This is a genomic window from Lactobacillus sp. ESL1191 (assembly GCF_058504435.1).
Genome location: NZ_CP196365.1, coordinates 546,569 through 570,324 on the forward strand (window position 1 = coordinate 546,569; position 23,756 = coordinate 570,324).

A 23,756-nucleotide genomic window follows, 5' to 3' on the forward strand; every position below is an offset into this window, starting at 1 on the left:
CCTCCATGATTAATACTTTTATAATGATAGATTATTTTCTAATTATATGCCTTTTTATTATTTTTTCCAGATTTATTTTTCTTTTCGATTAAATGATTTCCAGAAACAGATTCGGGAATATCAGTGATTTCTTCATGGCGCCCGTTAAGCTCGGGTGCATCAGTCTTGTAAAGGCCGGTCGTTGACTTGTGGTATTTAGAAATCAAAGCAGTCGACTTAGCCTGTAGCTGGTCGCGGATTCCTTCCATTTGCTGAAAGTTGGTCAGATAGTCAAACTGGTCGGGGTCAACGGGTTTGAATCCAGTGGGAGTGTAAAAGCGGAGTAAGTTGTGATTATTGAGTAAATCGGAGTACTTGAGTGATTTTTTGCCTGCTTTAGCCAGTTGGGCAATTTCAATTTCTTCTTGCCGAGTAAAGTTGACAATTTCTTTGCCACTTTGTCGGTCATAGACCACGCCTTTTTGTCCTTTGCCACCAATTATGATGTATTTTTGGCTGACAATCGTGCCATTACGGAAGACCACCCAGGGCTTGTAGGCAGGTGAGAGCAGGTCGCTGCCAAACTGAATATAGTTACGGTTAGAGATACCTAGCAAGTGGAGCAGGGTCGGGAGAACATCAATTTCGCCAGCTACTTCATGCCTAATCCCGCCCTTTAAATCAGGTGAATAGATCATGAAGGGGACGCGTTGCATTTGGACATTATTGTAATTGTTCCAAGTATCGGAACTTTCGCCAACGATTGGGGCGAGAGTTTCATTTTCAGAATTAGTTAAACCATAGTGGTCACCGTAGATTACCACCATGGTGTTTTTGATTAAGCCCGACTTTTTGAGATAAGTAAAAAACTCTTGAATTGCCTGGTCGAGATAGTGGGCAGTTTCAAAGTAATTATTGATTGACTTATCACTTGTTTCAGTAGTTTTGAAATTGTGATCTAAGTCTTCATCATCCATTTCGAAGGGGGTATGGTTAGTTAGGGTGATGAACTTGGTGTAGAACGGCTGCTGCATTCTCTCTAAGTACTTGATACTTTCTGCAAACATCAACTTGTCTTTAACGCCGTAGCCGATACGATCGCTCTTGTCATGACTAAAGTAATTTTGGTCAAAAAAGTAGTTATAGCCCATATTCTTGTATACATCGTCACGGTTCCAGAAGGAACCAACGTTGCCATGGAAAACCGCTGAAGTATATTTTCCATGTTCCCGCAAAATTTGTGGGGCTGCCTGAAAGGTATTACTGCCACCGAGTGCAGTAAACAAAGAGCCATCAGAAATGCCGTAAGTTGCTGTTTCAAGCATATTCTCGGCATCACTAGTCCGACCAATACCAACCTGGTGGTAGAAGTTGTCAAAGCTGAGGGTATGTTGGTTGTGGTAGATGGAATTTAAAAAAGGAGTGACTTCCTTACCATTTACCTTTAAGTTAAGCAAAAATTGCTGAAAGCTTTCCAAGTGAATGACAATCACATTTTTACCCTTGGCGACACCATAGTAGGTACTGTTTTTGGGTAGCTTATTCTGTTTGGTGTAGGACAGGATTTTGTTCAAGTCAGCGGTATTGGCGTTACGGTTGACTTGCTCTGTTTGTTCGTTCTTAATGCCGTCGTAAACGGTGTAAGTATCAATTCCCAGGTATTTGACGATATATGAACGATCAAAGGTAGTGCCCAGAAGACGGGGCCGGGAGGTTTCGGCCAGAAAAATATTTGCCACCAGAACAAAAGCACCAACCGAAGTAATCGCAAAGGAGATCAGCAAACCGTATGATTTTTGGGCAATTTTAATTTTACGGGCAATTAGCAAGGCAATGATGATAATCAAATCTAGCCAAATCAGCAGGTCTGAAGGATGCAGCATTGCCACTGCACTTTTACCGAGACCAGGAGCCACCTTGCCGGTATTGACAATTGTTTTGACGGTGATGAAGTCAGAGAACTGGCGGTAATATAAGATATTAGCAAAGAGTAAGCCAGTATTGGCAAAATCCATGAACAGCATCACACAGTAAGATACCAGTGGTTTAGAAAAATAAAAGCCAATGCTAAACAATAAGATTGCACTGCCGAAAGGGCTAATCCACATAATGAAGTGCTGGTAGGGATCAGTAAGCCCCAGACTAAAGTCGTGATACATGGCAAAGATATATTTAACCGCGAATAAAAAGATTAACAGACTAAAAAAGCCAGTACGAGTTTGAATAAAGTTAAGTAGTTTATTTTTCAACGTGAACGCTCCTTATTTTATTATTTTAAAAGTTTAGATAACTTTAGACAATCTTTTCTGGATTGTTAGTCGTTTTTTAAGAAATAATCGGCCTAGATTGGGTATAATTTAGGTGAACAATATTTTAGGAATTGAATAAGACATGATATTTTTAGGACCGCTGTATAATTCGCTGGCGCAGCACTATGCAACTGAAGTAAACCACTTCGCATTGATTAAGATGATTATGCTAGCACTGGATAAAACCATTTTCTACTTTTTGGTTTTTATGGTGTTACGCTTATTTTGGTTACTCCTAGTTAGACGGCGGCGAACTATCAGGTCTGAGGCCATGGTCTGGTTGTTTGCTTTTTATGTGCTCTTGGTATTGATGCTGACGACTTTTCGCAATGCCTATTTTCCTTGGGCGCTCAGCTTTAACTGGCACCGCCCGCTTAGTGATATTAACCTGGTTTTTTTACGGGAAACCTGGAAAATGTTCTATGCTCAAAGCCGACTTGACTTCATTTATAACTCTTTTGGCAATGTAGTTTGCTTTATTCCATTTGGATTTTTGGCGCCAGTTGTTTTTTCCAAAAAGCAATCCTTTGCCCGTGTGGTAATAGCTGGTATCATCTTTTCAGTCTTGGTTGAAGGGCTGCAATTTTTATTGGGAACTGGGATCAGCGATATTGATGACGTCTTCTTTAACCTTTGCGGGGCAGCTTTAGGGTACTTGCTTTATCTACTTTGTTGGCGAATTAGACAAAAACTGCAAACTAGGTAAAAGCACTGGTATTTGTAAAATAAGATTGCTAAAATATTCTTGTGAAAAGAATATTTAATTCAATAGGGAGTGTATTCATGAGTTTAATCAAATTTGATGCCAGCAAATTAACGCCGTTTGTTCAAAAAAATGAACTAAGCGAAATGCAAGCGATGGTTAATGCGGCAGACCAAGAGCTAAGAGAAGGTTCAGGCGCCGGTAGCGACTTTTTGGGTTGGGTTGACCTGCCGGTAGACCATGACCAAGGCGAGTTTGCCCGCATCAAGGAAGCGGCTAAGAAGATTCAGAGTAACTCAGAAGTATTGGTTTGTATCGGTATTGGTGGATCATACTTGGGTGCTCAAGCAGCGATTGAGTTTCTGAACAGTGCCTTTTATGGCAAGGCTAAAGAAAAATATCCGACAGTTGTTTTCTGCGGGAATTCACTTTCTGGTTCTTACCTGCATGACCTAATTGAATGGCTTGGTGACAAGGACTTTAGTATCAATGTTATTTCCAAGTCAGGAACGACAACTGAACCAGCTGTTGCCTTCCGCGTATTTAAGGCCAAGCTAATCGCCAAATACGGTAAGGAAGAAGCGCAGCGGCGGATTTTTGCCACTACTGACCGGGCTAAAGGTGCTTTGAAAACTGAGGCCGATGCTGAAGGTTATGAAGAATTTGTTGTTCCAGATGACATCGGTGGACGCTACAGTGTCTTGTCTGCTGTTGGCCTTTTACCGATCGCAGCAGCTGGTGCTGATATTGATGCATTGATGAAGGGTGCTGCCGATGCACGGAATGATTATCGCGACACTGACTTACAGCAGGCAAGTCCCTATCAATACGCCGCCTTGCGCAACATTCTTTACCGCAAGGGTTATACTACAGAAATTGTTGAAAATTATGAACCAACGCTGAGAATGTTTAGCGAGTGGTGCAAGCAATTGATGGGTGAGTCAGAAGGCAAAGATAATAAAGGTATCTGGCCAGCCAGTGCCAATTTTTCAACTGACTTGCATTCACTTGGGCAGTATATTCAAGAAGGGATGCGTAACCTCTTTGAAACAGTAATTCGGGTAGAAAATCCGGCAAATGATGTTAAGATTCCAGCTGATGATCGCGATCTGGACCAATTGAACTTCCTAGCTGGTAAGAGCCTGAACTATGTTAATGACCGAGCATATGAAGGGGTTGTTTTGGCCCATACTGATGGTGGTGTGCCCGTGATGACGGTCAACATTCCAGACCAAACAGAACATACTTTGGGCTACCTCATTTACTTCTTCGAACTAGCAATTGCGATTTCTGGTTACTTGAATGGCATTAACCCATTCAACCAACCGGGAGTTGAAGAATATAAGCGCAACATGTTTGGCTTGCTTAACAAGCCTGGCTTTGAAGAGCTCCATGATGATTTAACTGCGCGCTTCAATGAATCAAACTAAGTAATAGACCAAATAAAATCCAAAAACTTAAAAAGGTTAAAAAATCACTGTCTAAACAGCGTATTTTTTAACCTTTTTGTTTTAAATGTTTTTTCTAACTTTGTTCTTGTTTAATTGGGATTTTATGCGAACATACTAGCTAAATCTTTCCCAGGCTTGCTCAATTTGTTGGTAATTCAAAGCAGAAGTTTGAGGGAAGAGTAAACCAGCTTGGCCCAGTTCTGACTGAGAGCCAACTCCAACAGAGAAGGCCCCGGCACGATTGATTGCCCTAATGCCTGCAATTGAGTCTTCAATCCCAACACAATCACGAGTGTTTAAGTTAATTGCTTTGGCAGCCGCAAGAAAGATATCTGGAGCTGGTTTGCCAGCTGCCACCTGGGCGGGATCAACGATGGCATCAAACGCATTGGTAAGTTGTAATTTTGTGAGAATGAAGGGCCCATTCAAGCTTGCCGAAGCCAAGGAAAGTTTAACATTATGTGCTTGAAAAGCTGCAATCAAAGCCGTTATTCCCGGTAAGATATTTTCAGGAGTGAGACTAGTTAACAGTTCACGAAAGACTATATTTTTTTCTTCAGTCATTTCTTGAAATTCTGTTTCGGTAACTATAATGTTTAAATAATTTAAAATGGCAGTTAATGAATCGGTGCGACTCACTCCCTTGGTTTGTTTTTCCAGTTCATCAGGTAATTCGCGGTTAAAATGATCCTCGATCAATTTGCGCCAAGCCTGAAAATGGTATACCGACGTATCTGCAATAACGCCATCAAGATCAAAAAGTACGCCTTTCATGTAAAAATTTCCTTTCACTAGCTAATGGTGTTTTAGCCATAATTGATTTAATTTCAGCAAATTCTTCAGCAGAAATATTGATAAACGGCAATGTTTCATTTAATTCAAGTAATGAGTTCGATCCGAAAGTCTTTAGGTTTTCGGGACGCTTTAAAAAGGTAAAGACGCCGCTAATTGCTTGTAATTTAGTCACTAATTCTTGGTCAGCCATTATCTGGTTGACTGACATAGCTAAATTGTAGTATTCAAGGTAGCTGGTATGTGGACGGTAAGTAATAGTGTAGCGTCCACTTACTAGTTTTAAGGGCAAGCTTTTGGCAGCCCCATTAACTACTACTGTGTTAGCAACACGTGGTAGTTTAACAGTCACTTCCTGGCCAAAGGGGATATTTAATTCTATTTTGATGGTGTGGTTTTTATCTGTTTCCAGCCGATAATCGACTTCTAAGTTACCGTATGAGCTTTTATAGTGTCCCTGGACGTGTTTAAGGCGGTAGTCAAATTGCGGGGCAAAAGTTACTTGTTGGTAGCCATTCTTTTGGGCGGCTAACCCCAAAACTTGCTGGTAGACCCATTGCATAACGGCTCCTATGGAGTAGTGGTTCAATGAATTCATTCCCTCAGGATTCATTGAACCGTCCGGCAAGACAGAATTCCAACGTTCCCAAATAGTTGTTGCGCCAAGATCAACAGCATAAAGCCAACTAGGAAAATCTTCGTTCAAGAAAATTTGCATAGCTAGCTTGTGCTCGCCATTTTTTGAAAGAACTTGACAAATTATAGGGGTGCCGACAAAACCGGTCTTTAAGTGGTTATTGTCCTTGAGAAGGCGGTTAACCAGATCCTTGACAACACGATTTTTATGTTTTTTTGAAACGAGGTTGAAGTGTAAGGCAAGTGCATAAGCAGTCTGGGTATCAACAGCTAGCCGCCCAGTAGTTGTGATGTATTCATTAGCAATTGCTTCTTTAACTCTCTGGGCTTGGTCAGAATAATGCTGGGCCTCATTTTGGAATCCAAGAACTTTTGCAGCTCGCGCGACAATCAAACTAGAATAATAATAGTAAACCGAAGCAATAAAGTCTTCATCCGTTTTTCCTGTTGGAATGGCGGGATTTTCGCCATCTAAGGAGAGCCAGTCGCCAAATTGAAAGCAACCAGTCCACAAGTCCCTGGTTGAGCTTGCTTGGCTAATCCAATTGACCCAGGCCTTCATGTTTGAATAATTTTGCCGTAAAATAGCTGGATCATTATAGGCCTGGTAAACTGTCCACGGAATAATGGTAGCGGCATCACCCCAAATTGCGGCACCACCACTATCATTGCCAAATGCAGGGGCATACATGGGCAACATGCCTTGGTGCGTCTCCTGTTCAATTTTCATATCTTGAGCGTATTTTTTAAAGAAAGCATAACAGTCCATATTTAGGACAGCGGTCCCGACAAAAACAGCAGCATCGCCAGACCAGCCTAACCGTTCATCTCGTTGGGGACAGTCGGTAGGAATATCAAAAAAGTTGCTCTTTTGTCCCCAGACGATATTTTGTAAGAGGCGGTTAACCTTCTCATTATCAGTCTTAATGCTACCAGTTACTGCCATATCAGAGTAAATAACGGCTGCTCTAAAGTCCCTTTTATTTAGTGGCTTGGTGTTACCAGTTACCTTAACGTAACGGTAGCCAAAGTAAGTGAAGTGGGGCTGTACCCACTTGGACTTTCCGCCGGAAGTATAATGAAAAGCAGCTCTGGCTGCCCTTAAGTTATCCCGGTAAAAATTGCCATTTTGTAAAATTTCGCCTACTTGTAGTTTGATGGTTGTACCGGCTGGCTCTTGGTTGAACAGTTCAGGCCAACCAGCATGATTTTGTCCAAAGTCTAAAACGGTTTCGCCTGCAGGGGTATAAATAATTTTTTTAACAGGCAGATATTCTTTAACTTCAAGTGGCAAGCTTAGCCGATCTTGCAAAATACTTTTGGAATAATCAAGTTTAATAGCGGGTTGCCAATTAGCAGGTTCGCTAGAATCGTCGTAATCTTCGCCATAATATATTGCTGAATGAGTAATTTTTCCAGCGGTGGTTAACCAAGAATCATCGCTTACGATGATTTCTTCTGAACCATCAGTGTAGTGAAGATGAAGTTCAGCTAGTGCCATTTGACGGTTACCATAAATATTTTCCTGGCCGCCCTCAAAACCGAAATTGCCTTTATACCAGCCATCACCCAAGGAAATTAACAGTTCTTGGTTGGTAGCTGGGTGCAGAAAGTTGGTTACATCGTAGGTTTGGACTTGCGTTAACTGATCATAGGCCGTAATGCCAGGAGCCAGTACTTCTGCACTGATTTTCTTGCTGTTTAAGTAAGTTTCATAGACTCCTAAGCCAGTCATGTAAAGTCGTGCCTGTGCTACTTTTTTATGCAAGCGGAATTCTTTTTTAAGAAGGGTGTTTTGCAGGTGATGATCAGGATTACCAATCCAGCTTGCGGTAAAGGGTTCGTCCATTTTGCCCGTTTCAAAAAAACTGGTCTTACTTCTTTCAGTAGCTGCATTTTTGATTGAAACAGTCACTGCGTACCGCGTGCGCGGAATTAGTTTAATTTCAAAATCAAAAAAATTGTTGCTATATTTTTCCCAAGCAGATTCGTAAACAACGGTATCGGCGGTCACAGTGATTTTTTTCTGGGCATCTTGTGGTGGCTCTGAACTACTTACGTCGAAGGTGACATGTAGGTGATCATCTAACTGATAGCCTAGGGGCTCGGTTAAGTGGTTAATTGCCAGCTGATTAATTGCAATCATTGTTGTAGTCTCCTCTACAAATGGGTATCAAAGCTGCCACAAAAAGGATCCACGGGATTTTTGCCGACAAATTCTTCTTGTCCCATCATCTTTTTAATAAGGGCATCGATGGTTACATCATTTCCGGTGTAGGCATTGATATAAGTCGAAACCATTGGGACATCAAACAAGTGATATGGGTTGCAAGTTGAAACAAAAACGGTGGGAATATCCCTCATAAACCAAGGTGCATCCGCAGCCATCAAGTGCACCCAGTTCAGTCTAGTGGTAGTTTGGTTGCTAGCGGTCTCCACGTTGGCAACATAGAGAGCTAAATCGAAGCGGTCTTGCTCATATCGAATTCCGCCAGCAAAAACTTCCTTGAAGTCTAAGTTTTTTTGCTCAAAAACAGTGACTAGAAAACCTTTTTCTGCAAGTTTTTGCTTGAATTTAGCTGTTACCTGACCGCCTTCCTTAAAGCCACCATCGTCCGTGTCACCTAAAACAACCAAACGGACCCGGGGATATTTTTGGGGCGTAAGGGGTAGGAGTTGGTCTCGGTCCTTTACCAAAGTTACGGCTTCTTTAGCCACTTTAGCAGCAAGTTCCTGGTGTTTAGTTAGTTGTAGGTCAATTCTGTTTTCCGCCGGCTCACAAAGTTGGTTGTTAGTATCCATAACTCCTTGCGCAACTTTAGTGGCAATAATTCTAGTTACGGCTTCGTCAACGCGCTTCATTGTGATGATACCGCGCTCAACAGCATCAGTAATATATTGATAATCTTCGTCAATGTCCTTATTAAAAAGAATCATATCTATTCCAGCATTGATGGTTGCGGGCAGGGCCTCTGCGCGAGGCAAGATGGCATTATAACCAATCATTGGAGTAGCATCAGTAATGGCCAAGCCGTTGAAGTTTAAAGTTTGCCGAAGTAGACCATCAATTAAGAGTTTAGAAGTAGAAGCGGGGCGTAAGTCTTGGTCGCTGATCCCGGCTTGCAATTTGCGTTCCCATGCTGGTTGCATAATGTGCCCAATCATAATGCTGGGAAGGCCGTTTTCAATTAGATGACGGTAGATTTGCCCGTATGATTCCAGCCATGCAGTGGTCGAAAGTGAGTTGATTGAACTTACTAGATGTTGGTCGCGTTCATCTACTCCGTCCCCCGGAAAATGCTTGGCTACCGGAATTATCTGATTGGCCTTAAGACCGGCAATCTGAGCGTCTGCCATGCTGCTGACCTGCTCTTGGTCACTACCAAAAGTCCGGACATTCATGATTGGATTGTGGAAGTTTTGATCAAGATCAACAATTGGCGCAAAGGACATATTGCAACCAACTTGCTTTGCTTCATAACCAGAGACTTCACCGAGATTATAAGCATTTTCCGTATTAGCGGTGGCAGCAACTTGTAAAGGCCGGCCAAACCAGGTACCGCCATTAACTAAGCCATTACCGCCGGCTTCTAAATTGGCTGCGATAAAAAGAGGGGTGGTACTAGACTTTTGTGAAGTCATGATGGCATGTTGCAGTTTTTGGGCGTCATCTGGACGATACATAATGCCGCCTGGTTGATAAGTTTCAACAAATTTTTGTAATTCATTGCTTTCTCCAACTTGCCCAATGACAAAGAAGAGTTGACCAATTTTTTCATTAGTTGACATACCCGCGACTTTTCTATTAACAAAGTCGATTTGAGAAGCAGATAAGTTGTACGGCTTCCTAGATAGATCTGTCATATTTTTCCTCCATCTGATATAAATATAAATTAAAGTTTAGCTTTATTTTATGCTAGTACCCCCATTCTTGCTATTGCTAAAAGCCATATAAGTTGTGTTGATTTCACAGTTTTTTATACAATGAAGTTACTGCAGGGCAAATGTTGATGTAAATTATTAGAGACTAAGGAAGGCGGCAAGAACAGTTGAAAGAGCAAATTTTACGATTACTGCGAAAAAACAATTCTCCCAAAGACTGGGCAGACGTGTTAGCAGCGGTTGAAAAGAATGGTAATCTGACTGAACAGGTAGGCAGAATTGGCGATGAACCGGTCTACCGCTTCTTTGACACGTATTCTGACCACTTAATCCTTAATAGCAGTTCGATCTCAATTGCGGTTCAACCCACTGAATCTTTCATACCTTTTCACACACATGATTATGTAGAAATTATGATTCCATTGGTAAAAGATTGCACAGTGGTTTTAGAACATTCGGAAGTCACGGTTAAAAAGGATGACTTAATCTTCATGGGTAATAGGACGATTCATAAGGTTCAGCCAATTGACAAAAATAGTGTTGTGGTCAACATTGCCCTAAGAAGTTCAGCATTTTCGTTAAATGAACTCGACTATTTAAATCGCAAAGAAAAAGGTTCCAATATTTCTAACATACTCTTTTCTCTTTTGTCAGATGAAGAATATGGGGAGGGGCGTTACAGCTTATTTGAGATTAACCATGATGCTAAAATCAGACAGCTGGTTTATGATCTGATAGCAGAGTACTACCATCCTGATGTACAATCCGATCAACTGATTCGGCTCGAGATGCTGACACTTTTTTCGCGCTTAATTCGCTAAGCTGCTAAGGCAGAAATTAAAGTAAAAGATTATCAAAAAAAGCATAACAATTTATTATCACTTTTGTTATATATTGAAAAACACTACAGTAATATTACCCTACAAAAAATGGCTACCCATTTTGGCTTCAACCCGAATTACTTATCAGATTATCTTAAAAAGCACACGGGCAAGACCTTTATTCAGTTGGTGCACTTGCAGCGCATCAATGTTGCGGCTGAATATCTGACCTATACTACAGCGCCAATTGAGCGAATAGCCAATCGCGTTGGTTATGAGAATCCTTCTTACTTTTATAAGATCTTCAAAAAATATGTTGGAATATCGCCGGCGCAATATCGTCAAGAAAACGATTAAGCGGACTGACAACTTATTTGTCAGCCCGATTTTGCGGTAGTTGCTTAAAAGAAAACTGGGAAATGAATATAATTTGTCTGCTTTTTGAATATGGTTATCTTGGGATCTGACTAATATACTTTATTTGAAAATGAAAGCGAATAAAAGTATTAAGGAGAAACGAAAGTGAAAAAATTCCAAAAATGGCTAGAAAAATACCTAGTCCCATTTTCAAACAAATTAGGGCAAAACAAGGTCCTCCAAAGCATTTCGGCTGGAATGGTAATGACGCTGCCAGTCACAATTGGCGCCTCAATTTTCTCGATTTTTGCTAGTTTTCCGATTAAGCCAGTGGCTGATTGGTTTGCAAAGATTGGCGTGACAAGTTCGATGACAGCTATTGTCAATGGTACGATGAACATTTTGGCGGTTTTTATTGCCTTTTCAATTGCCTATAACTATGCGCAAAAGGCTAAGGCCAATGGTGCCATTGCTGGTTTATTCAGTTTAGCCAGTTTTTTTATTTTGATGCCACAAGTTGTTCCGGGAAAAAAGCCAGTGAACGCTTTTCAAATTACTTATCTAGGTAGTGAAGGGATTATTGTTGCAATTTTACTTTCTGTTTTAATTGGCGTATTTTACGTGAAATTAAGTAGAAATAAGAAATTGACGATTAAGTTACCAGATTCGGTACCAAGCATGGTCAGTTCTTCACTCGAACCTCTGATTATTGGGATCATTATCTTTATAGCAGTTTTTATTGTTAGAGTGATTTTTGATTTTTCACCATTTGATAGTGTCTTTGACTTTATTAATAAGTTAATTACAAGTCCACTGCTGCACGTTGGTGGTTCGCCGATTACCTTAATTCTCATTATGGTTTTGTCAAATCTATTGTTTACGTTTGGTATTCATCCAGCGGCAATTCAATCTGTGATTATTCCAATTGTTATCTCAATGATGGTGGGCAGTACGCCTGCATATCAGGCTGGTAAAACGATTCCTTATTTAAGCAATCTAGTAGTGTTTGCCTTTTCAAATAATGATGCCGCAGGTGCCACCCTTAGTTTAGTGTTAATTGCATTACTTTTTGGAAAATCAAAGCGGTACAAAGAATTCTTCAAGGTATCAGCTTTACCTAACATTTTTAATATCAATGAACCAATTATTTTTGGAATGCCAATTGTGTTAAATCCACTGATGTTTATCCCATTTATTCTGTCCAGCTTTATTTCTGGCGGGGTAGCTTTGCTGGCAGTTAAAGTTGGTTTTATAACCAATTACAATCCAAGCCTGGGCATGGGGATGCCGTGGACAATGCCTAAGTTAATTTCTGATGCAATGATTATGGGCTGGCAGGGTGCAGTTGTATGGTTGATTAACTTTGCATTAATGGTTGTTGTTTATCTGCCCTTCTTTAGAGTAGCTGACAATCAAGCTTTTGAGGAGGAAAATAAATAAGGATGAGTAATTATTATCAGCTTGCAGATGACTTTCCCCAAGACTTTTTGTGGGGGGCGAGTACTTCTGCCTTTCAGGTCGAAGGTGCCGCCAAAATTGATGGTAAGGGTATTACCGTGGCGGATCAACGTTCTAAAAAAGGTAAATATCTTGATACTTCAATTTCAGTTGACCACTATCATCACCTTGAAGAAGATGTTGCGTTAATGGCTGAACTCGGCCTAAAAAGTTACCGTTTTTCAATTTCTTGGGCCCGTATTTTTCCTCATGGAAATGATGAAAAGCCCAATCAAAAGGGGGTTGATTTTTATGACAAATTAATCAAGTTGTTAGTGAAAAATAAGATTGAGCCCATCGTTACACTATTTCATTTTGACTGTCCCGTAGCCTTAGTCGAACAGTATGGCGGCTGGGCTAGCCGCCGAGCAATAACGGACTATTATCGCTATGCCAAAACCCTGTTCGAATTGTATGGTGATCGGGTAAATTACTGGTTAACGATCAATGAGCAATCTTTACTGGCAAATGTACCAGCGATGAACGGAATTAAAGATGATAATATGCTCAAGTTGCGGCAAAAAGGTGAAAATTCTAATTACAACATGTTTTTGGCACAAGCAAAGGTTTATGCGCTATGCCATGAGCTGTTTCCTGAAGCAAAAATTGGGCCAGCAGTTTCGTATATGACGAATTTCCCTTATGACCATACATCAGCCAATGCCTTAAAGAGCAAGTCGATGGAAGATTTGATTTCTTTTATTGACATGGATGTAGCCTTGAGAGGTGAATTACCGTCTTATTACCTGCGCTACTTAAAAGATAATAAATTAGTTTTAGATATTCACGATGGTGACGAAGAAATATTGCAAAACGGGCGGGCCAACTTTCTTGGACTAAACTGGTATTCAACTTCGGTTTTCAAACTTAGTTACCAAGAAAATCCCAAAATGCTTGCTGGTGTAATTTCAAACGTTGAGAAGGTAAGGGATAAGCGGTTGATGAACTCTGAGTGGGATTTTTCGTACGATCCGGTAGGCTTACGGTTTGCATTGCAAAAGGTTAATGATCGTTATCCTAACATCCCAATCATCATTACCGAATGCGGCTGGCCTGAGCGGGAAGAACTGGATAATGGGGCAGTTCATGATCAAAAGCGAATTAAGTACTTGAATGGACATATTTTTGAATTGCGGGAAGCGATAAGAGATGGGGTCAACGTAATATCCTTTAACCCTTGGTCCTTCCTGGATTTATTAAGTGTTAATGATGGCATGGATAAGCGCTATGGCTTAGTTTTCGTTGATCGCGACAACGAGTCGGAAAAAGATCTGGCAAGATATCCAAAGGACAGTTTTTACTTTTACCAAAAGGTAATCAAGACCAACGCTAAGAATGTCGTTGAGTTAAATATTAACGAAGCAAAGTAAAAGGACCGAAAATAGGCTTGGCTAAGATTGATATATCGACCTAAATGATGGCTAGAACTAAGCTCCCGGCTCAAGCCAATCAGTTGATGAGTAGATAGCAAACTAGTAGGCTGTATTTTATCTAAGTATCTAAAGAGCTGTAAATTTAATAGTTTACAGCTTTTTGTGTGACTGATGATGGGATTAAATTACATAACCAGCAATTGGTTAGTGAATCGATACTTTTAGCTAAAGCAAATTAAAAAAGTTTATTAATGCTTACGATTGTAAACATTTTGCAACAATAACATTTATAACAGCGGGTTGCTAGAATAATCTTTTTAGACATTTAAATAACGCCCAAGGGGGTAGATTTTGTCCGTGAATCCGGTATAATTAGGGTATCTCAAAGGAGGTTTTAGCAATGATGTGTGATAATATTTATCTCAAAGTTTTATGGGTAATTGTTTATGCGATTACCGCTTATTATACTTTTACGGGCAATATGATGATGGGAATGTACTGGATGGCTGGTGGGATGCTAGCCCAAGCCGTAGTTGATTTGGTTTACCACTTTATGCCTGGCAGTAAGAAATGTTAAAAAGCAGTTTCAGCTGAAGCTGCTTTTTTAGTGCTTATTTTCTGTAATGAAGCTTTGGATGATTTTTTCGCGAACCGCTAAAAAAATCTGGTTGTGGCCGGTGGGGTGAACCCGGTTGGTTAATAAAATTAGTCCTGTCTTTTTGACACGGTCTAATAAGAGTAGGACGCCTGTATATCCGGTGTGTAGAATTAGGGGATAGTGCAGCTCGGGATCAAAGCACAGGTCCCACCCCCAAGAGCGCGGCCGAAGACCGGTTGGATTTTTATTGTCAAACAATAGGCTGACCACCTCTTGGCTGAAAGGCAGAATCTGGTCGTCCAGTCCCAGGTATCCCTTAGAAATTGTAATCAGATCATTCATGGAAGCAAAGAGACCAGCAGAACCACAGTCACTACCTAGTTGCCGCGCCTTGGGGTCATGCGGAACACCCTGCAGGCTACTGTTTTGAAACATGACTGTGGGTACACAGTCGGTTTTTTCAGGGGTAAAAGTAGTGTTTTTAAGTCCCATTGGGTTGATAATCTCTTGCATACCGACTTTTTGCACGGACTGACCATAAATGGCCTTGATAACCAGACCCAGCAAAATAAAGTTGGTGTCGGCGTAGCGGACGCGCTGTTCAAATTCTTCTGTTACCGGTAGGTGAATGATCGCATTAAGCAACTCGTCGTGGGTTAATTGGTCACGATGGTCGATCCAGCCGCGAATACCGGAAGTATGAGTCATTAGATGAAAGAGGCGAACTCTTTCGTCTTTGAATTCGGGGATAAAGTCATGAAGCGGTTCAGTAAAGTTGAGCCGATCTTCCTGGTAGAGTTTGAGCAAAATATTTTCCGTAACCAGAACTTTGGTTAGACTGGCTAAATCATATTCGGCAAAAGGACTGAGTTGGGTCACGTTGGGATAAGTACTGGCAAAGCCAACCGTGGAAGTAAAAACCTGCTGATTGTTGATAAAGGCGTAATTCACGCCAGGCACGATACGTTCGGTGACCAGAGACTCAATTAAGTTTTGGGTGCTTGAATAATCAATCATAAAATATCCTTAATATAATTTGTTCCGTTACTGTATATTATAACTAATTAGCGCAGAATTTTACGGATTTACGGCATAATAGAGCTTTTAACGATAAAAGTATTTTTTAAAAATAAAAAATGCGCTAGTTAGTCTGTAACTTAGCGCATTTAATCGTTTAAAGCAATTATTTAGAGATTTTTTTATTTACCTGGTCGATTGTCTTACGGGCAAAAATCATAAAACTAGTCCAAATAATTAAATAAATTATGGCATAATTAAAGGTAAAGCACAAAAGAATTTTAATATTGCAAGGAACCCAACCCGCAAGTATGGCAAGTGGTGTGAACATGATATAGGTAATTAAAAAATGGGTAACATTTTGTCGAGTTATACTCCACTTTTCTTGATTAAAAATGACGCTGCTGCCACCGTACATTGCTCCGATTAGCGCCCATAAGCTCATGGCTGCTAGCGTTGCCTGCACGGGATTGGCAAATTGACTGACAAAGTTTGGGCTAGAGGGCAAGAATTGGTTCGAGTGGTTGGAAAAACAATATATAAGCGCTAATAATAAGCCGATAGTTACTCCGATTGGAGCGCACCAAAGTGAACGCATTAAAATTTCTTTTATATTTTTCATGATAAGTACTCCTTTTTGATTGCTTGCATGTAGCGACGCGAGGTATAGGTTGTTTTGCCATTTTTGAGGATAACTTGGTAGATCCCGTTACGGGTAAGAACAAATTCCTGAATGCAACTAAAATTCAAGATTTCAGAACTAGAAATTTGGACAAATAGGCGGTAGGGTAAAAGTTCTCTGATTTCATAAAGTCTTTTTTTGAGCTGGTAGAGCCCATCTATGGTTTCGCAAACAACTGCCTTGTTTTCAGTATGAATTGAAATGATTTCAAAATAGGGAATAATTTTTTTACGACCTGCGCGGTAACCGGTAATGGCTTGGTCATTCAAGAACCGATCCAGGTTATTACGCAGGTTGGTGCTATCCGCATCAATCTGGGGTGTGTTGACGGTAATAAAAAGCTCCTTTAGATCAGCAATTGCTGTTTGGTTTACTAGCATATGGTAACTTCCTTTCTTGAAGCCTAAGATAACAAAAACTGCCAAGTCCTGGCAATTGCTTACGGATAATCGGTTGATTTGTAGGCATAAGTGGTAAGCAGAGCGACCATTAGTATTGCGTTTAAAATAGCTGGCATGCTATAATACTCTTTGCCAAAGCAGTTAGTGGAGAGCAGACAGTATAACTTTCATTTAGAAGAAATTGCTTGACAATCATGATGTAGTCTAGCATAATAATTACTGTTGATTTTGCCCGTTGGTCAAATGGTTAAGACGCCACCCTCTCAAGGTGGAGTTACGAGTTCAATTCTCGTACGGGTGATTTTTAACACTGGGATATAGCCAAATGGTAAGGCACAGGTTTCTGGTTCCTGCATGTTTCGGTTCGAGCCCGGATATCCCAATTTTTGTGATTTGTCTTAGTTTCAACTAGCTTCAAACGTTGATACTAAGGCATTTTTATTTTTTCTGATTTTCTGAAACTAACTGAAATTAGCCTAATCGGTGCAAAATTCGGTGCAAAATTTTTGGCAGTGGTGGATTAATCAAAATATCCTAAAATTGGTATAGCTAGCCACTGAAAAGTGTTATAATACCAGGTGTTCATAGCTTTAATAGTTTATAGTTTAATTACCTCAGAAAGTCCATTTTGGGCTTTCTTTTTTCGTTTAAAATAGTTAAATCGGTGCAAAATTTTACGTTCAAGAATATAGGCATCCAAAAAATACCAAAAAGGGATGCACAGATAACTTAGCGCATCCCTATATAGTTGATTTTTATTTGATTTGTACCAAGTACATTAGCATATCTTAGCGTTGGCTTTGCCTTTTAGGCATAGTTATGTATAAATAAATTAAAACGCTTAGAAGGCAAAATAGAGCAACGCTGGAGGTCATTCCGTGGAAGTTACAGAAAATCTAAAAGTATTTTTTAAACAGGATTTGAATAGTCTAGTAGCACATTCTGGTAGGCATAGAAGAGACTTAGCAGCTGATAAAGTCGACCACCTAACCACGCTTGATAAAACGATAGCATCTAAAGAAATAACCTTTGCTGAAAATGTTACCTGGTGCGTTGGTAAAGCCATTCAAGAGTGCTCTGATAAATCACGAAAGATACTAACTGATAGTTATCTACTGCGTCATTTAAATAAAACCATTATGGAAGAAATGGGCATCAGTAAATCACGATACTATGAGTTAAACAAATAGCTTTAAATGAATTCATGGAAAACTTTGACGCATACCAGAAAGAAATAGGACTAGAACCATATATTAAGTTAGTAAAATAAAATAGAGGTCGCATTTTACGACCTCAGGTATATATTACTTAACGAACCACGACTTAACCACCCCAAAAGTGAGGTGTCGTGTTTTACGACTACCTTAAGGAAAAATGTTCAGGTTTTCTTAGGTTCTAAATCGGTCTGAACGATTTAGAACAAGTATAGTTATAACTACGGTTGTATCCTAGCAAATACTAGGACTTTTATTTAACAAAAAAGGCCAAAGTGGTAATCATAGTCTGTTTTAGCACTGCACACATTTTTAAAATATCTCACTATTTTAGTACATGGGTAAACAACGATACTCCAAAAAATAATATTGCTGCTAAAACAACTAAGGCAATCCAATTAAACCAATGTTTGTGCTTATCTTTCGTGCTATCTGTTACTCCTTTAATTTTTAAAATCCAGTAAAACAATAGTTCAATAATGCCCCACATCATTAATCCAAATACGGCGACAAGAATTAAAGTTTGTCCTAATGAAGTTGGTGTACTACCGATATTTTTGAATAAATCAGTAAGTAAATTCATCCCACCAAAGATAACAAATGTGATAGCCATGAAAATACCTAGAATTGTAATGAATTCAGTATAGATGCTATTTATTTTATTGGTGGTTTTTTGTAAATCATGTTGTTGATCCTCAATTATGATCTTTTGACCGTAAATTTTATTCTCTTGAGTACTGATATCATCAGATAATGAAGATTGTTTTTCTTCTAATTCTTTTTGTTGCGTAAACAGTTCTACTTTTCTACCATCAAGATAGTTGATCCTGTCGATATAATTATTCGAACGGATTAGATCAGTATACATTTCTAATTCGTAAAATAAGTCTTGATAATTATTTTTAATAAAATTCATTTTTTCAGTAAATGGACTGTTTAAGTCATCTCCTGCATCTTTTTTGTAAAAATATTGTTCTAAATTAGTGTATGTAGAATCAAAACCCTGCTTTTCCTTACTGTACATAAAAGCGTGGTGACTTGTTAGCACACTATTATTATTCCTTAAAAAAGTTGAAAATTCTTTTTGGTTATCTTCATTACTACTTAAAGTAATGAAAAAAATTTTGATAGTTGTTTCGTATTCATCATTGTTCAATTTTAATCACCTCAAAATTAATTATACATTAATAAAAGTGATATTTTGATAGATATTTAGGAAAGCAAATAATAAAGCCGGTATAGTAACCAATTTACAAATGCTGTGGTAAAAAAATAAATCTGTAGGTAGATTGGTTAAGCATAGTTTAACTACCTAAAAAGCAGGTGATTTTATTTTAAGAGCTTACAATATTGATCTATTTTCCAGTTTTTAGAAAAACTGGAAAACTGAGCTCGCATTATCGAAAATCAGATTTGAAAACTGCTGGTTTCTGATAGCCAAAGTTGGTTTTTTAGGGTACAGATTATGTTTATTATATATAAGTGATTTTTATATTAAGGTATAATTGTGATAATATCGCTAGTGAATTATTTATTAAAGTAATTATAAAAGGACAAATCAAGAAATTTGGGTTTGCACTAGTCTGTGCTAGATTATTAGCACGTTCTACAAATCCAGAATTAGCTCTAGTTGTGTTAACTGCAGAAGTTACTATATCTGTTGGGTTAGTAGCTAGAAAGCTAGTTCTTAGTTACTTGAATATTAATTAAACTGAGAAATGAGTTATAACAATAACTGCTTCTCTAAGCGGGTACTGCAAAAGCTGAAGTAAATATCGTCGATGCTGTTAAGTTCTGAAACACGTCCAATATCCAATCATCAAAAAGGGTCCTAACTCCGATTAGTTGAAGTCAGGACCCTTTTTGTAATAAGGCCATTTTGCATCTTTAACCTGAATGGCTAAGAACTATTTCAAATACTTAAGCAGCTGCGAGATTTCTGCTTCTTTTTGGGCTTGCGGCAGGCTATTATCCTGCAAGATTTCGAGCGCTTGACGTGCTACGGAATATACTTGTTCATCGCCACTGTCGCTTAGAGTGTAACCAATATTTAAAAATGTTTCCAAGCTGCTAGTGTTTTGATCTGCTAAGGCCTTTTTTATTAGAAGTTTAGCAATGGTTTTGAAATTTCGTCTTTTTTTGCGTTTTTCCTTGCTTTTTTCGTAAGCAGGTAAGAACAGGGCAATACAAACAGCGGCTATTTCGGCAAATGCTGTTACCCATTCAGACAATGGACCAATTTCCATAATTTATCCCTTTCTGTAATAGTAATTATAATTTACTATCATAGCTCAATTAGCACAGCCTGGAAACAAGTTTGATTGAGGGTATTTGCCATTGCAAACGAAAAATAAAGTTAAATATTTTGCCACAGAACAGTATTATTGGGGAGTTTGTTATTTTAATGATCGCTTATGTTTACGTAATTTCTTTAAGGCCCATTCATAGTGGCTTGAAGTATTAGAAATGAAGTATAATCCAAGAGCATTATTGCCAGTCCACGAAAAAGTCTTCTTGGTAAAAAGTTCGTCATTGGTAAAGGAGGCCAGTAATTGCATTACTTGCTCGTGACTCTTATGCAACAGTTCTTCTATTTCTGCTAAATTAGTGGACTGGTGCTTTTCCTGAAATTTGTTGTTCAGATCGCCATAGTTGCGCTAATTGTATCCAGCTGGCTAAAAAGATTGCTCTTTGCCGGCTTGGTTATTATTAATCCAATTCAGTAGCAAATTTTGCCATTCATACAGGTGAGCCAATACATCACGTACATTATGGTCACGTTGCCAATGTGCCTCCTTCAGGTTACTAGTATCGAAAGTAAAATCAGCTTCACGGGCATCTTCAGGTAACGAACTAATTAAAGCAAGCAGTTTTTGATAAGCAGTATTGCTCGCATCGATTAACTCGGTCTTATTGGTGGGTCTGGTCATATTCAGATCTCCTTTTAATTAATGGTATTACTAAAACAAGTTTAGTATACCGGAAGAAAGAGCTTTTTGAAAATCTGCTAGCTACTGAAGATCAAAACATTACTAAAATTCGAAAATGAATGTAACAACACATTATTTTAATGATATGATTGTTTTTCAAATACAGAGTCACAAATTTGGGATCAAGTAATAGATGGCAGTTTTGCTGCCACCAACAGGACACTCCCGCCTAATAGCTAGCGGAGTCAGTGCGTTTTGGAGCAAACTTGCGGTGACATTGGTGAGCTGCGGGATATTAACAAATTGACCATCTCTTAACGTTTTTAAATTTTGAGGAGTGCTGGCTTAACTTTTACAAAAAATCTGAAAAAATAAATTTATTTCGTTGAAATTAAAGATACTCTCTTATTCAAAGACAGTTTTCCAATTGGTGCTGGAGTATGCATCAAAACACATTCGAACCTGTTCTTCAGAACCTTTGTCACTACTTAAATTAGGGAGATTATCAAATGAAAAATAAGAACTTTGAGTAGTTTCGTTGTTCTTGGTAAAGTGACCGCCGATTGCCTTACACAGAAAGAAAATTTCACAAACTCCGTAAGGATACGCTACCGTACTGTGTTTTGCTAAATCATGAATGGCTATTACATTTTCAACCGTAATATCAATACCAGCTTCTTCCTTAGTTTCTTTAATGCAATTTTCTGCGACTGATAAGTTAACTTCGCACCAACCGCCGGGAATGGACCAAGTTCCGTCATTTTCTTTTACTAATAATATCTTATTGTTAGTAAAAATTGCAGCTCGGGTAGCAATTTTGGGAGTTTGATATCCTACTTCATTACAAAAAAGTTGTTTGACTTGTTCAATTTTTAAACTTGATTTTTCTGCTATCATTTCAGCAGCTATATCTCTAATTCGTTGGTATCGTTCTTGGTCGAATTTATCTTTACTGTAGGTCAACCCGATTTGAGCTAAACTTTGTAACTCAACGGCCCATTTGATTAGTTTGTCATTTTCTTTCATAATGTAAACCTCTAATATATTTCAGATAGCAATATTATATGTTGGCTTAAATTAAAAGTAAATATATTTTTGATTTCACTTGAGTCTTGGCCTATCACATGATTTCAGCTATAACAACTTTTAGCTTCTTTGCCTTTAATCTTAATTTAAGCTTAAATGTAAGTAAGTTATAAAATAAACAGTAACCAACATTTTTATACAAGGTGTATTTTGTTTCGTGCTGTCTATCTAGAAATAGAAAAGTGGGTGGAATGTTGACTAAGCAGATTATTAATGCTCACCAACTGACAAAGGAATACCAGGTGGTCGATCGCAAAAGCACTTTAGGTTCGGCCATCAAGTTGTTTTTGCTCCCTTTCGGAATGGTGGCGACACCAGCTACGGTCGTTTTATTGCATAAAAGTATGGCTGTCCTAATAGTGCAGCTTTTAGTAGCTGGGGTTTTTGCTCTACTTGATATGCTCTTTTGGAAATTGGGAATTAGCAAGTATGATGGAGCAGGACGCTAGCAATCAGAATGGTCCAGCACTCTAAAACATAAATTCCTGCGGGGTAAGTGGCCATTTAGCATCTGGATACCTGAAATTTAGTTTGAAATTAAAAAAGCGCAAGCTGCTTTTGCAACTTGTGCTTTTTATATGGCTTACATGCCCGCCCTGATAATCTTCTGCTCGGCCATGGCCTTGCGCAAGGCCAGGAGGGCGGTATAGGTTGATAGGATGTAGACTTTCTTGGTAGGCAGCTTGGCTAGCTGATTAATTACTTCTTCGTAATTGTTACAAGTAGTCATATTATCCGGCTCAAAACCGGCTACTTCAAGCCGGAAATGCATGTCTTTAGATCGTTCACCGCCGACCAAGATGTGCTTAATCTGATCATGGTTTAAATCTTCAAATTGGCCATCCCAGATCCAGGAGGTGTCGATACCATCGGCGTGATTGGCGTTAAGCAAGGTCACTAGCGAATAGTTGTCTTGTTCTGTGTCCAACATGTGCAAGACTTCATCCAATCCAACCGGATTCTTTACCAAAATTAAGTCGATTTTCTTGCCTGCATAAGTAATTAACTCTTGCCGGCCGAAGACGCGTTTGTTTCTGAAAAAGGAGCGGGCGATTTCATCTTCGCTTAAATCGAAGTGGCGAGCAACGGAATAAGCCGCTAGAGCATTATAGATATTGTAAGTACCACCAATGTCAATAGTGTAGTCTTTAAGCCCCATTTGAAAGTGTAACCGGTTGGGGTTCTGTTCGATAATTCGATTGACCGAATAGGTTAATTGAGGGCGCTGGTAACCACAGTTGGGACAGAAGAAGTCGCCAAGATTCGCATAAATACGGTCGTGGTAGTGCAAAATGTGGTCACAACGCGGACAGAGGATGCCATCTGTGTTAACCGGGGCCGTCGTATCGTTTTGCTGCTGGTCACTGGGTAAGTTGAAGCCGAAAAAAAGTTTGGGGTTAGGTAACTCAACTGAAGAGAAAATACTGGCGTCGCCATTGGCAATAATCGTAGCTTGGGGTGCTAACTTGATGCCGGCCACGATTTTTTCATAAGTGGTGTAGATTTCGCCGTAGCGATCCATCTGGTCACGAAAAATATTAGTGAGGACGAAGCAAGTCGGCTGAAGCAACTTGGTTACCAGCTTCACGTTGGCTTCATCGACTTCCAAAACGGCAATACGTCGGTCAGCACCATTGTCCTTATGGGCCAAAAAAGCCGTAACAATTCCTTGTTCCATGTTTGAGCCAGACGGGTTAGTAAGGACATCGCCGTATTTCTCTCGGAGCGCCTCGACAATCAGTGCTGTAGTCATGGTTTTACCGTTGGTACCAGTTACAATCACGGTTTCGTAGCCGCTGGCTAAAGAAGTCAAAACTTCGGGGTCAAACTTCATGGCCAACTTGCCGGGAAAGCTGGTGCCTCCTTTAAGGACATTGTGAAGGAACCAGTAGCTCGACTTACCAGCAAATTTGGCGATTCTAGATTTTAGATTCATATTTATCCCTCGCTTTAAAATCACTAACAACTATAGCATAGCCGCCAACTGAAAACGAGTTTTTGGCGACATTTGCCTGCACGAATTTTGAT

Annotated in this window: 20 protein-coding genes, 2 tRNA genes and 1 pseudogene; 11 read left to right on the forward strand and 12 right to left on the reverse strand. The window is 39.4% G+C overall.

The window, feature by feature from the left end:
- Nucleotides 1–38 precede the first annotated feature (38 nt).
- Nucleotides 39–2,228 carry an LTA synthase family protein gene (locus ACSYSN_RS02935; RefSeq protein ID WP_491712689.1) on the reverse strand — a complete coding sequence of 730 codons (2,190 nt, stop codon included), beginning with the start codon at nt 2,226–2,228 and terminating at the stop codon, nt 39–41.
- A 142-nt stretch (nt 2,229–2,370) separates the two neighbouring features.
- Between ACSYSN_RS02935 and ACSYSN_RS02940 the strand changes: the two genes are divergently transcribed.
- Both ACSYSN_RS02940 and ACSYSN_RS02945 read left to right on the forward strand, forming a co-directional pair.
- Nucleotides 2,371–2,994, forward strand: a complete 624-nt coding sequence (locus tag ACSYSN_RS02940; protein WP_491712690.1) for a VanZ family protein — start codon at nt 2,371–2,373, stop codon at nt 2,992–2,994.
- A gap of 77 nt (nt 2,995–3,071) precedes the next feature.
- Nucleotides 3,072–4,421 carry a glucose-6-phosphate isomerase gene (locus ACSYSN_RS02945; RefSeq protein WP_491712691.1) on the forward strand — a complete coding sequence of 450 codons (1,350 nt, stop codon included), beginning with the start codon at nt 3,072–3,074 and terminating at the stop codon, nt 4,419–4,421.
- Between the two features lie 135 nt (nt 4,422–4,556).
- Here the strand turns inward: ACSYSN_RS02945 and pgmB are convergent, their stop codons facing one another.
- From pgmB to ACSYSN_RS02960, 3 genes are read right to left on the reverse strand one after another with little or no spacing between them, the layout of a single operon-like run.
- A complete protein-coding gene (pgmB, locus tag ACSYSN_RS02950; RefSeq protein ID WP_491712692.1) occupies nt 4,557–5,216 on the reverse strand; it encodes a beta-phosphoglucomutase in 660 nt (219 codons plus the stop codon).
- The gene (locus tag ACSYSN_RS02955) at nt 5,197–8,013 is read right to left on the reverse strand and encodes an alpha-L-rhamnosidase (RefSeq protein ID WP_491712887.1); all 2,817 of its coding nucleotides are present in this window, start codon (nt 8,011–8,013) and stop codon (nt 5,197–5,199) included. The genes pgmB and ACSYSN_RS02955 overlap by 20 nt, the downstream gene beginning before the upstream one ends.
- 17 nt (nt 8,014–8,030) lie before the next feature.
- A complete protein-coding gene (locus ACSYSN_RS02960; RefSeq protein WP_491712693.1) occupies nt 8,031–9,734 on the reverse strand; it encodes a glycoside hydrolase family 3 protein in 1,704 nt (567 codons plus the stop codon).
- A gap of 185 nt (nt 9,735–9,919) precedes the next feature.
- Here ACSYSN_RS02960 and ACSYSN_RS02965 point away from each other — a divergent pair, with 185 nt between their 5' ends.
- The 5 genes from ACSYSN_RS02965 to ACSYSN_RS02985 all read left to right on the forward strand — a co-directional run bounded on the left by ACSYSN_RS02965 (nt 9,920) and on the right by ACSYSN_RS02985 (nt 14,377).
- Nucleotides 9,920–10,573, forward strand: a complete 654-nt coding sequence (locus ACSYSN_RS02965) for a cupin domain-containing protein (protein ID WP_491712694.1) — start codon at nt 9,920–9,922, stop codon at nt 10,571–10,573.
- A 63-nt stretch (nt 10,574–10,636) separates the two neighbouring features.
- Nucleotides 10,637–10,930: a helix-turn-helix domain-containing protein gene (locus ACSYSN_RS02970; protein WP_491712695.1), complete on the forward strand. Its 294-nt coding sequence runs from the start codon at nt 10,637–10,639 to the stop codon at nt 10,928–10,930.
- 165 nt (nt 10,931–11,095) lie between these two features.
- On the forward strand, nt 11,096–12,370 hold the full coding sequence (locus tag ACSYSN_RS02975; protein ID WP_491712696.1) for a PTS sugar transporter subunit IIC: 1,275 nt from the start codon (nt 11,096–11,098) through the stop codon (nt 12,368–12,370).
- Nucleotides 12,371–12,372: 2 nt separating this feature from the next.
- A complete protein-coding gene (locus tag ACSYSN_RS02980) occupies nt 12,373–13,797 on the forward strand; it encodes a glycoside hydrolase family 1 protein (protein WP_491712697.1) in 1,425 nt (474 codons plus the stop codon).
- 403 nt (nt 13,798–14,200) lie between these two features.
- The gene (locus ACSYSN_RS02985) at nt 14,201–14,377 is read left to right on the forward strand and encodes a hypothetical protein (RefSeq protein WP_317638043.1); all 177 of its coding nucleotides are present in this window, start codon (nt 14,201–14,203) and stop codon (nt 14,375–14,377) included.
- Nucleotides 14,378–14,404: 27 nt separating this feature from the next.
- Here ACSYSN_RS02985 and ACSYSN_RS02990 read toward each other — a convergent pair whose 3' ends face one another.
- From ACSYSN_RS02990 to ACSYSN_RS03000, 3 genes are all read right to left on the reverse strand, one after another.
- Nucleotides 14,405–15,415 carry a serine hydrolase domain-containing protein gene (locus ACSYSN_RS02990; protein WP_491712698.1) on the reverse strand — a complete coding sequence of 337 codons (1,011 nt, stop codon included), beginning with the start codon at nt 15,413–15,415 and terminating at the stop codon, nt 14,405–14,407.
- 166 nt (nt 15,416–15,581) lie between these two features.
- On the reverse strand, nt 15,582–16,037 hold the full coding sequence (locus ACSYSN_RS02995) for a DUF3021 domain-containing protein (RefSeq protein WP_491712699.1): 456 nt from the start codon (nt 16,035–16,037) through the stop codon (nt 15,582–15,584).
- The gene (locus ACSYSN_RS03000; protein ID WP_491712700.1) at nt 16,034–16,477 is read right to left on the reverse strand and encodes a LytTR family DNA-binding domain-containing protein; all 444 of its coding nucleotides are present in this window, start codon (nt 16,475–16,477) and stop codon (nt 16,034–16,036) included. The genes ACSYSN_RS02995 and ACSYSN_RS03000 overlap by 4 nt, the downstream gene beginning before the upstream one ends.
- Nucleotides 16,478–16,727: 250 nt before the next feature.
- Here ACSYSN_RS03000 and ACSYSN_RS03005 point away from each other — a divergent pair.
- The 3 genes from ACSYSN_RS03005 (at nt 16,728) to ACSYSN_RS03015 (ending at nt 17,688) form a co-directional block, all read left to right on the forward strand.
- Nucleotides 16,728–16,799, forward strand: a tRNA-Glu gene (locus tag ACSYSN_RS03005).
- A gap of 10 nt (nt 16,800–16,809) precedes the next feature.
- Nucleotides 16,810–16,881 (forward strand) — tRNA-Gln (locus tag ACSYSN_RS03010).
- A gap of 495 nt (nt 16,882–17,376) precedes the next feature.
- Complete coding sequence (locus ACSYSN_RS03015; protein ID WP_491712701.1) at nt 17,377–17,688, forward strand: ArpU family phage packaging/lysis transcriptional regulator; 312 nt, start codon at nt 17,377–17,379, stop codon at nt 17,686–17,688.
- 349 nt (nt 17,689–18,037) lie between these two features.
- On the opposite strand, the gene ACSYSN_RS03020 is transcribed toward ACSYSN_RS03015, so the two are convergent.
- From ACSYSN_RS03020 to ACSYSN_RS03035, 4 genes and pseudogenes are all read right to left on the reverse strand, one after another.
- Nucleotides 18,038–18,868, reverse strand: a complete 831-nt coding sequence (locus ACSYSN_RS03020; protein ID WP_491712702.1) for a hypothetical protein — start codon at nt 18,866–18,868, stop codon at nt 18,038–18,040.
- Nucleotides 18,869–19,619: 751 nt separating this feature from the next.
- Entirely contained in the window at nt 19,620–19,958 is a 339-nt protein-coding gene (locus ACSYSN_RS03025) for a hypothetical protein (RefSeq protein WP_317638055.1), read from the reverse strand.
- Between the two features lie 150 nt (nt 19,959–20,108).
- Nucleotides 20,109–20,642 (reverse strand): annotated as a pseudogene (locus tag ACSYSN_RS03030) (ClbS/DfsB family four-helix bundle protein).
- Between the two features lie 405 nt (nt 20,643–21,047).
- Nucleotides 21,048–21,668: an NUDIX hydrolase N-terminal domain-containing protein gene (locus ACSYSN_RS03035; RefSeq protein WP_491712703.1), complete on the reverse strand. Its 621-nt coding sequence runs from the start codon at nt 21,666–21,668 to the stop codon at nt 21,048–21,050.
- A 251-nt stretch (nt 21,669–21,919) separates the two neighbouring features.
- Here ACSYSN_RS03035 and ACSYSN_RS03040 point away from each other — a divergent pair, with 251 nt between their 5' ends.
- Nucleotides 21,920–22,177, forward strand: coding sequence for an ABC-2 family transporter protein (locus tag ACSYSN_RS03040; protein WP_491712704.1), 258 nt, complete (start codon nt 21,920–21,922; stop codon nt 22,175–22,177).
- Nucleotides 22,178–22,311: 134 nt separating this feature from the next.
- Here the strand turns inward: ACSYSN_RS03040 and ACSYSN_RS03045 are convergent, their stop codons facing one another.
- Nucleotides 22,312–23,664 carry a MurT ligase domain-containing protein gene (locus ACSYSN_RS03045; RefSeq protein ID WP_491712705.1) on the reverse strand — a complete coding sequence of 451 codons (1,353 nt, stop codon included), beginning with the start codon at nt 23,662–23,664 and terminating at the stop codon, nt 22,312–22,314.
- Nucleotides 23,665–23,756 lie beyond the last annotated feature (92 nt).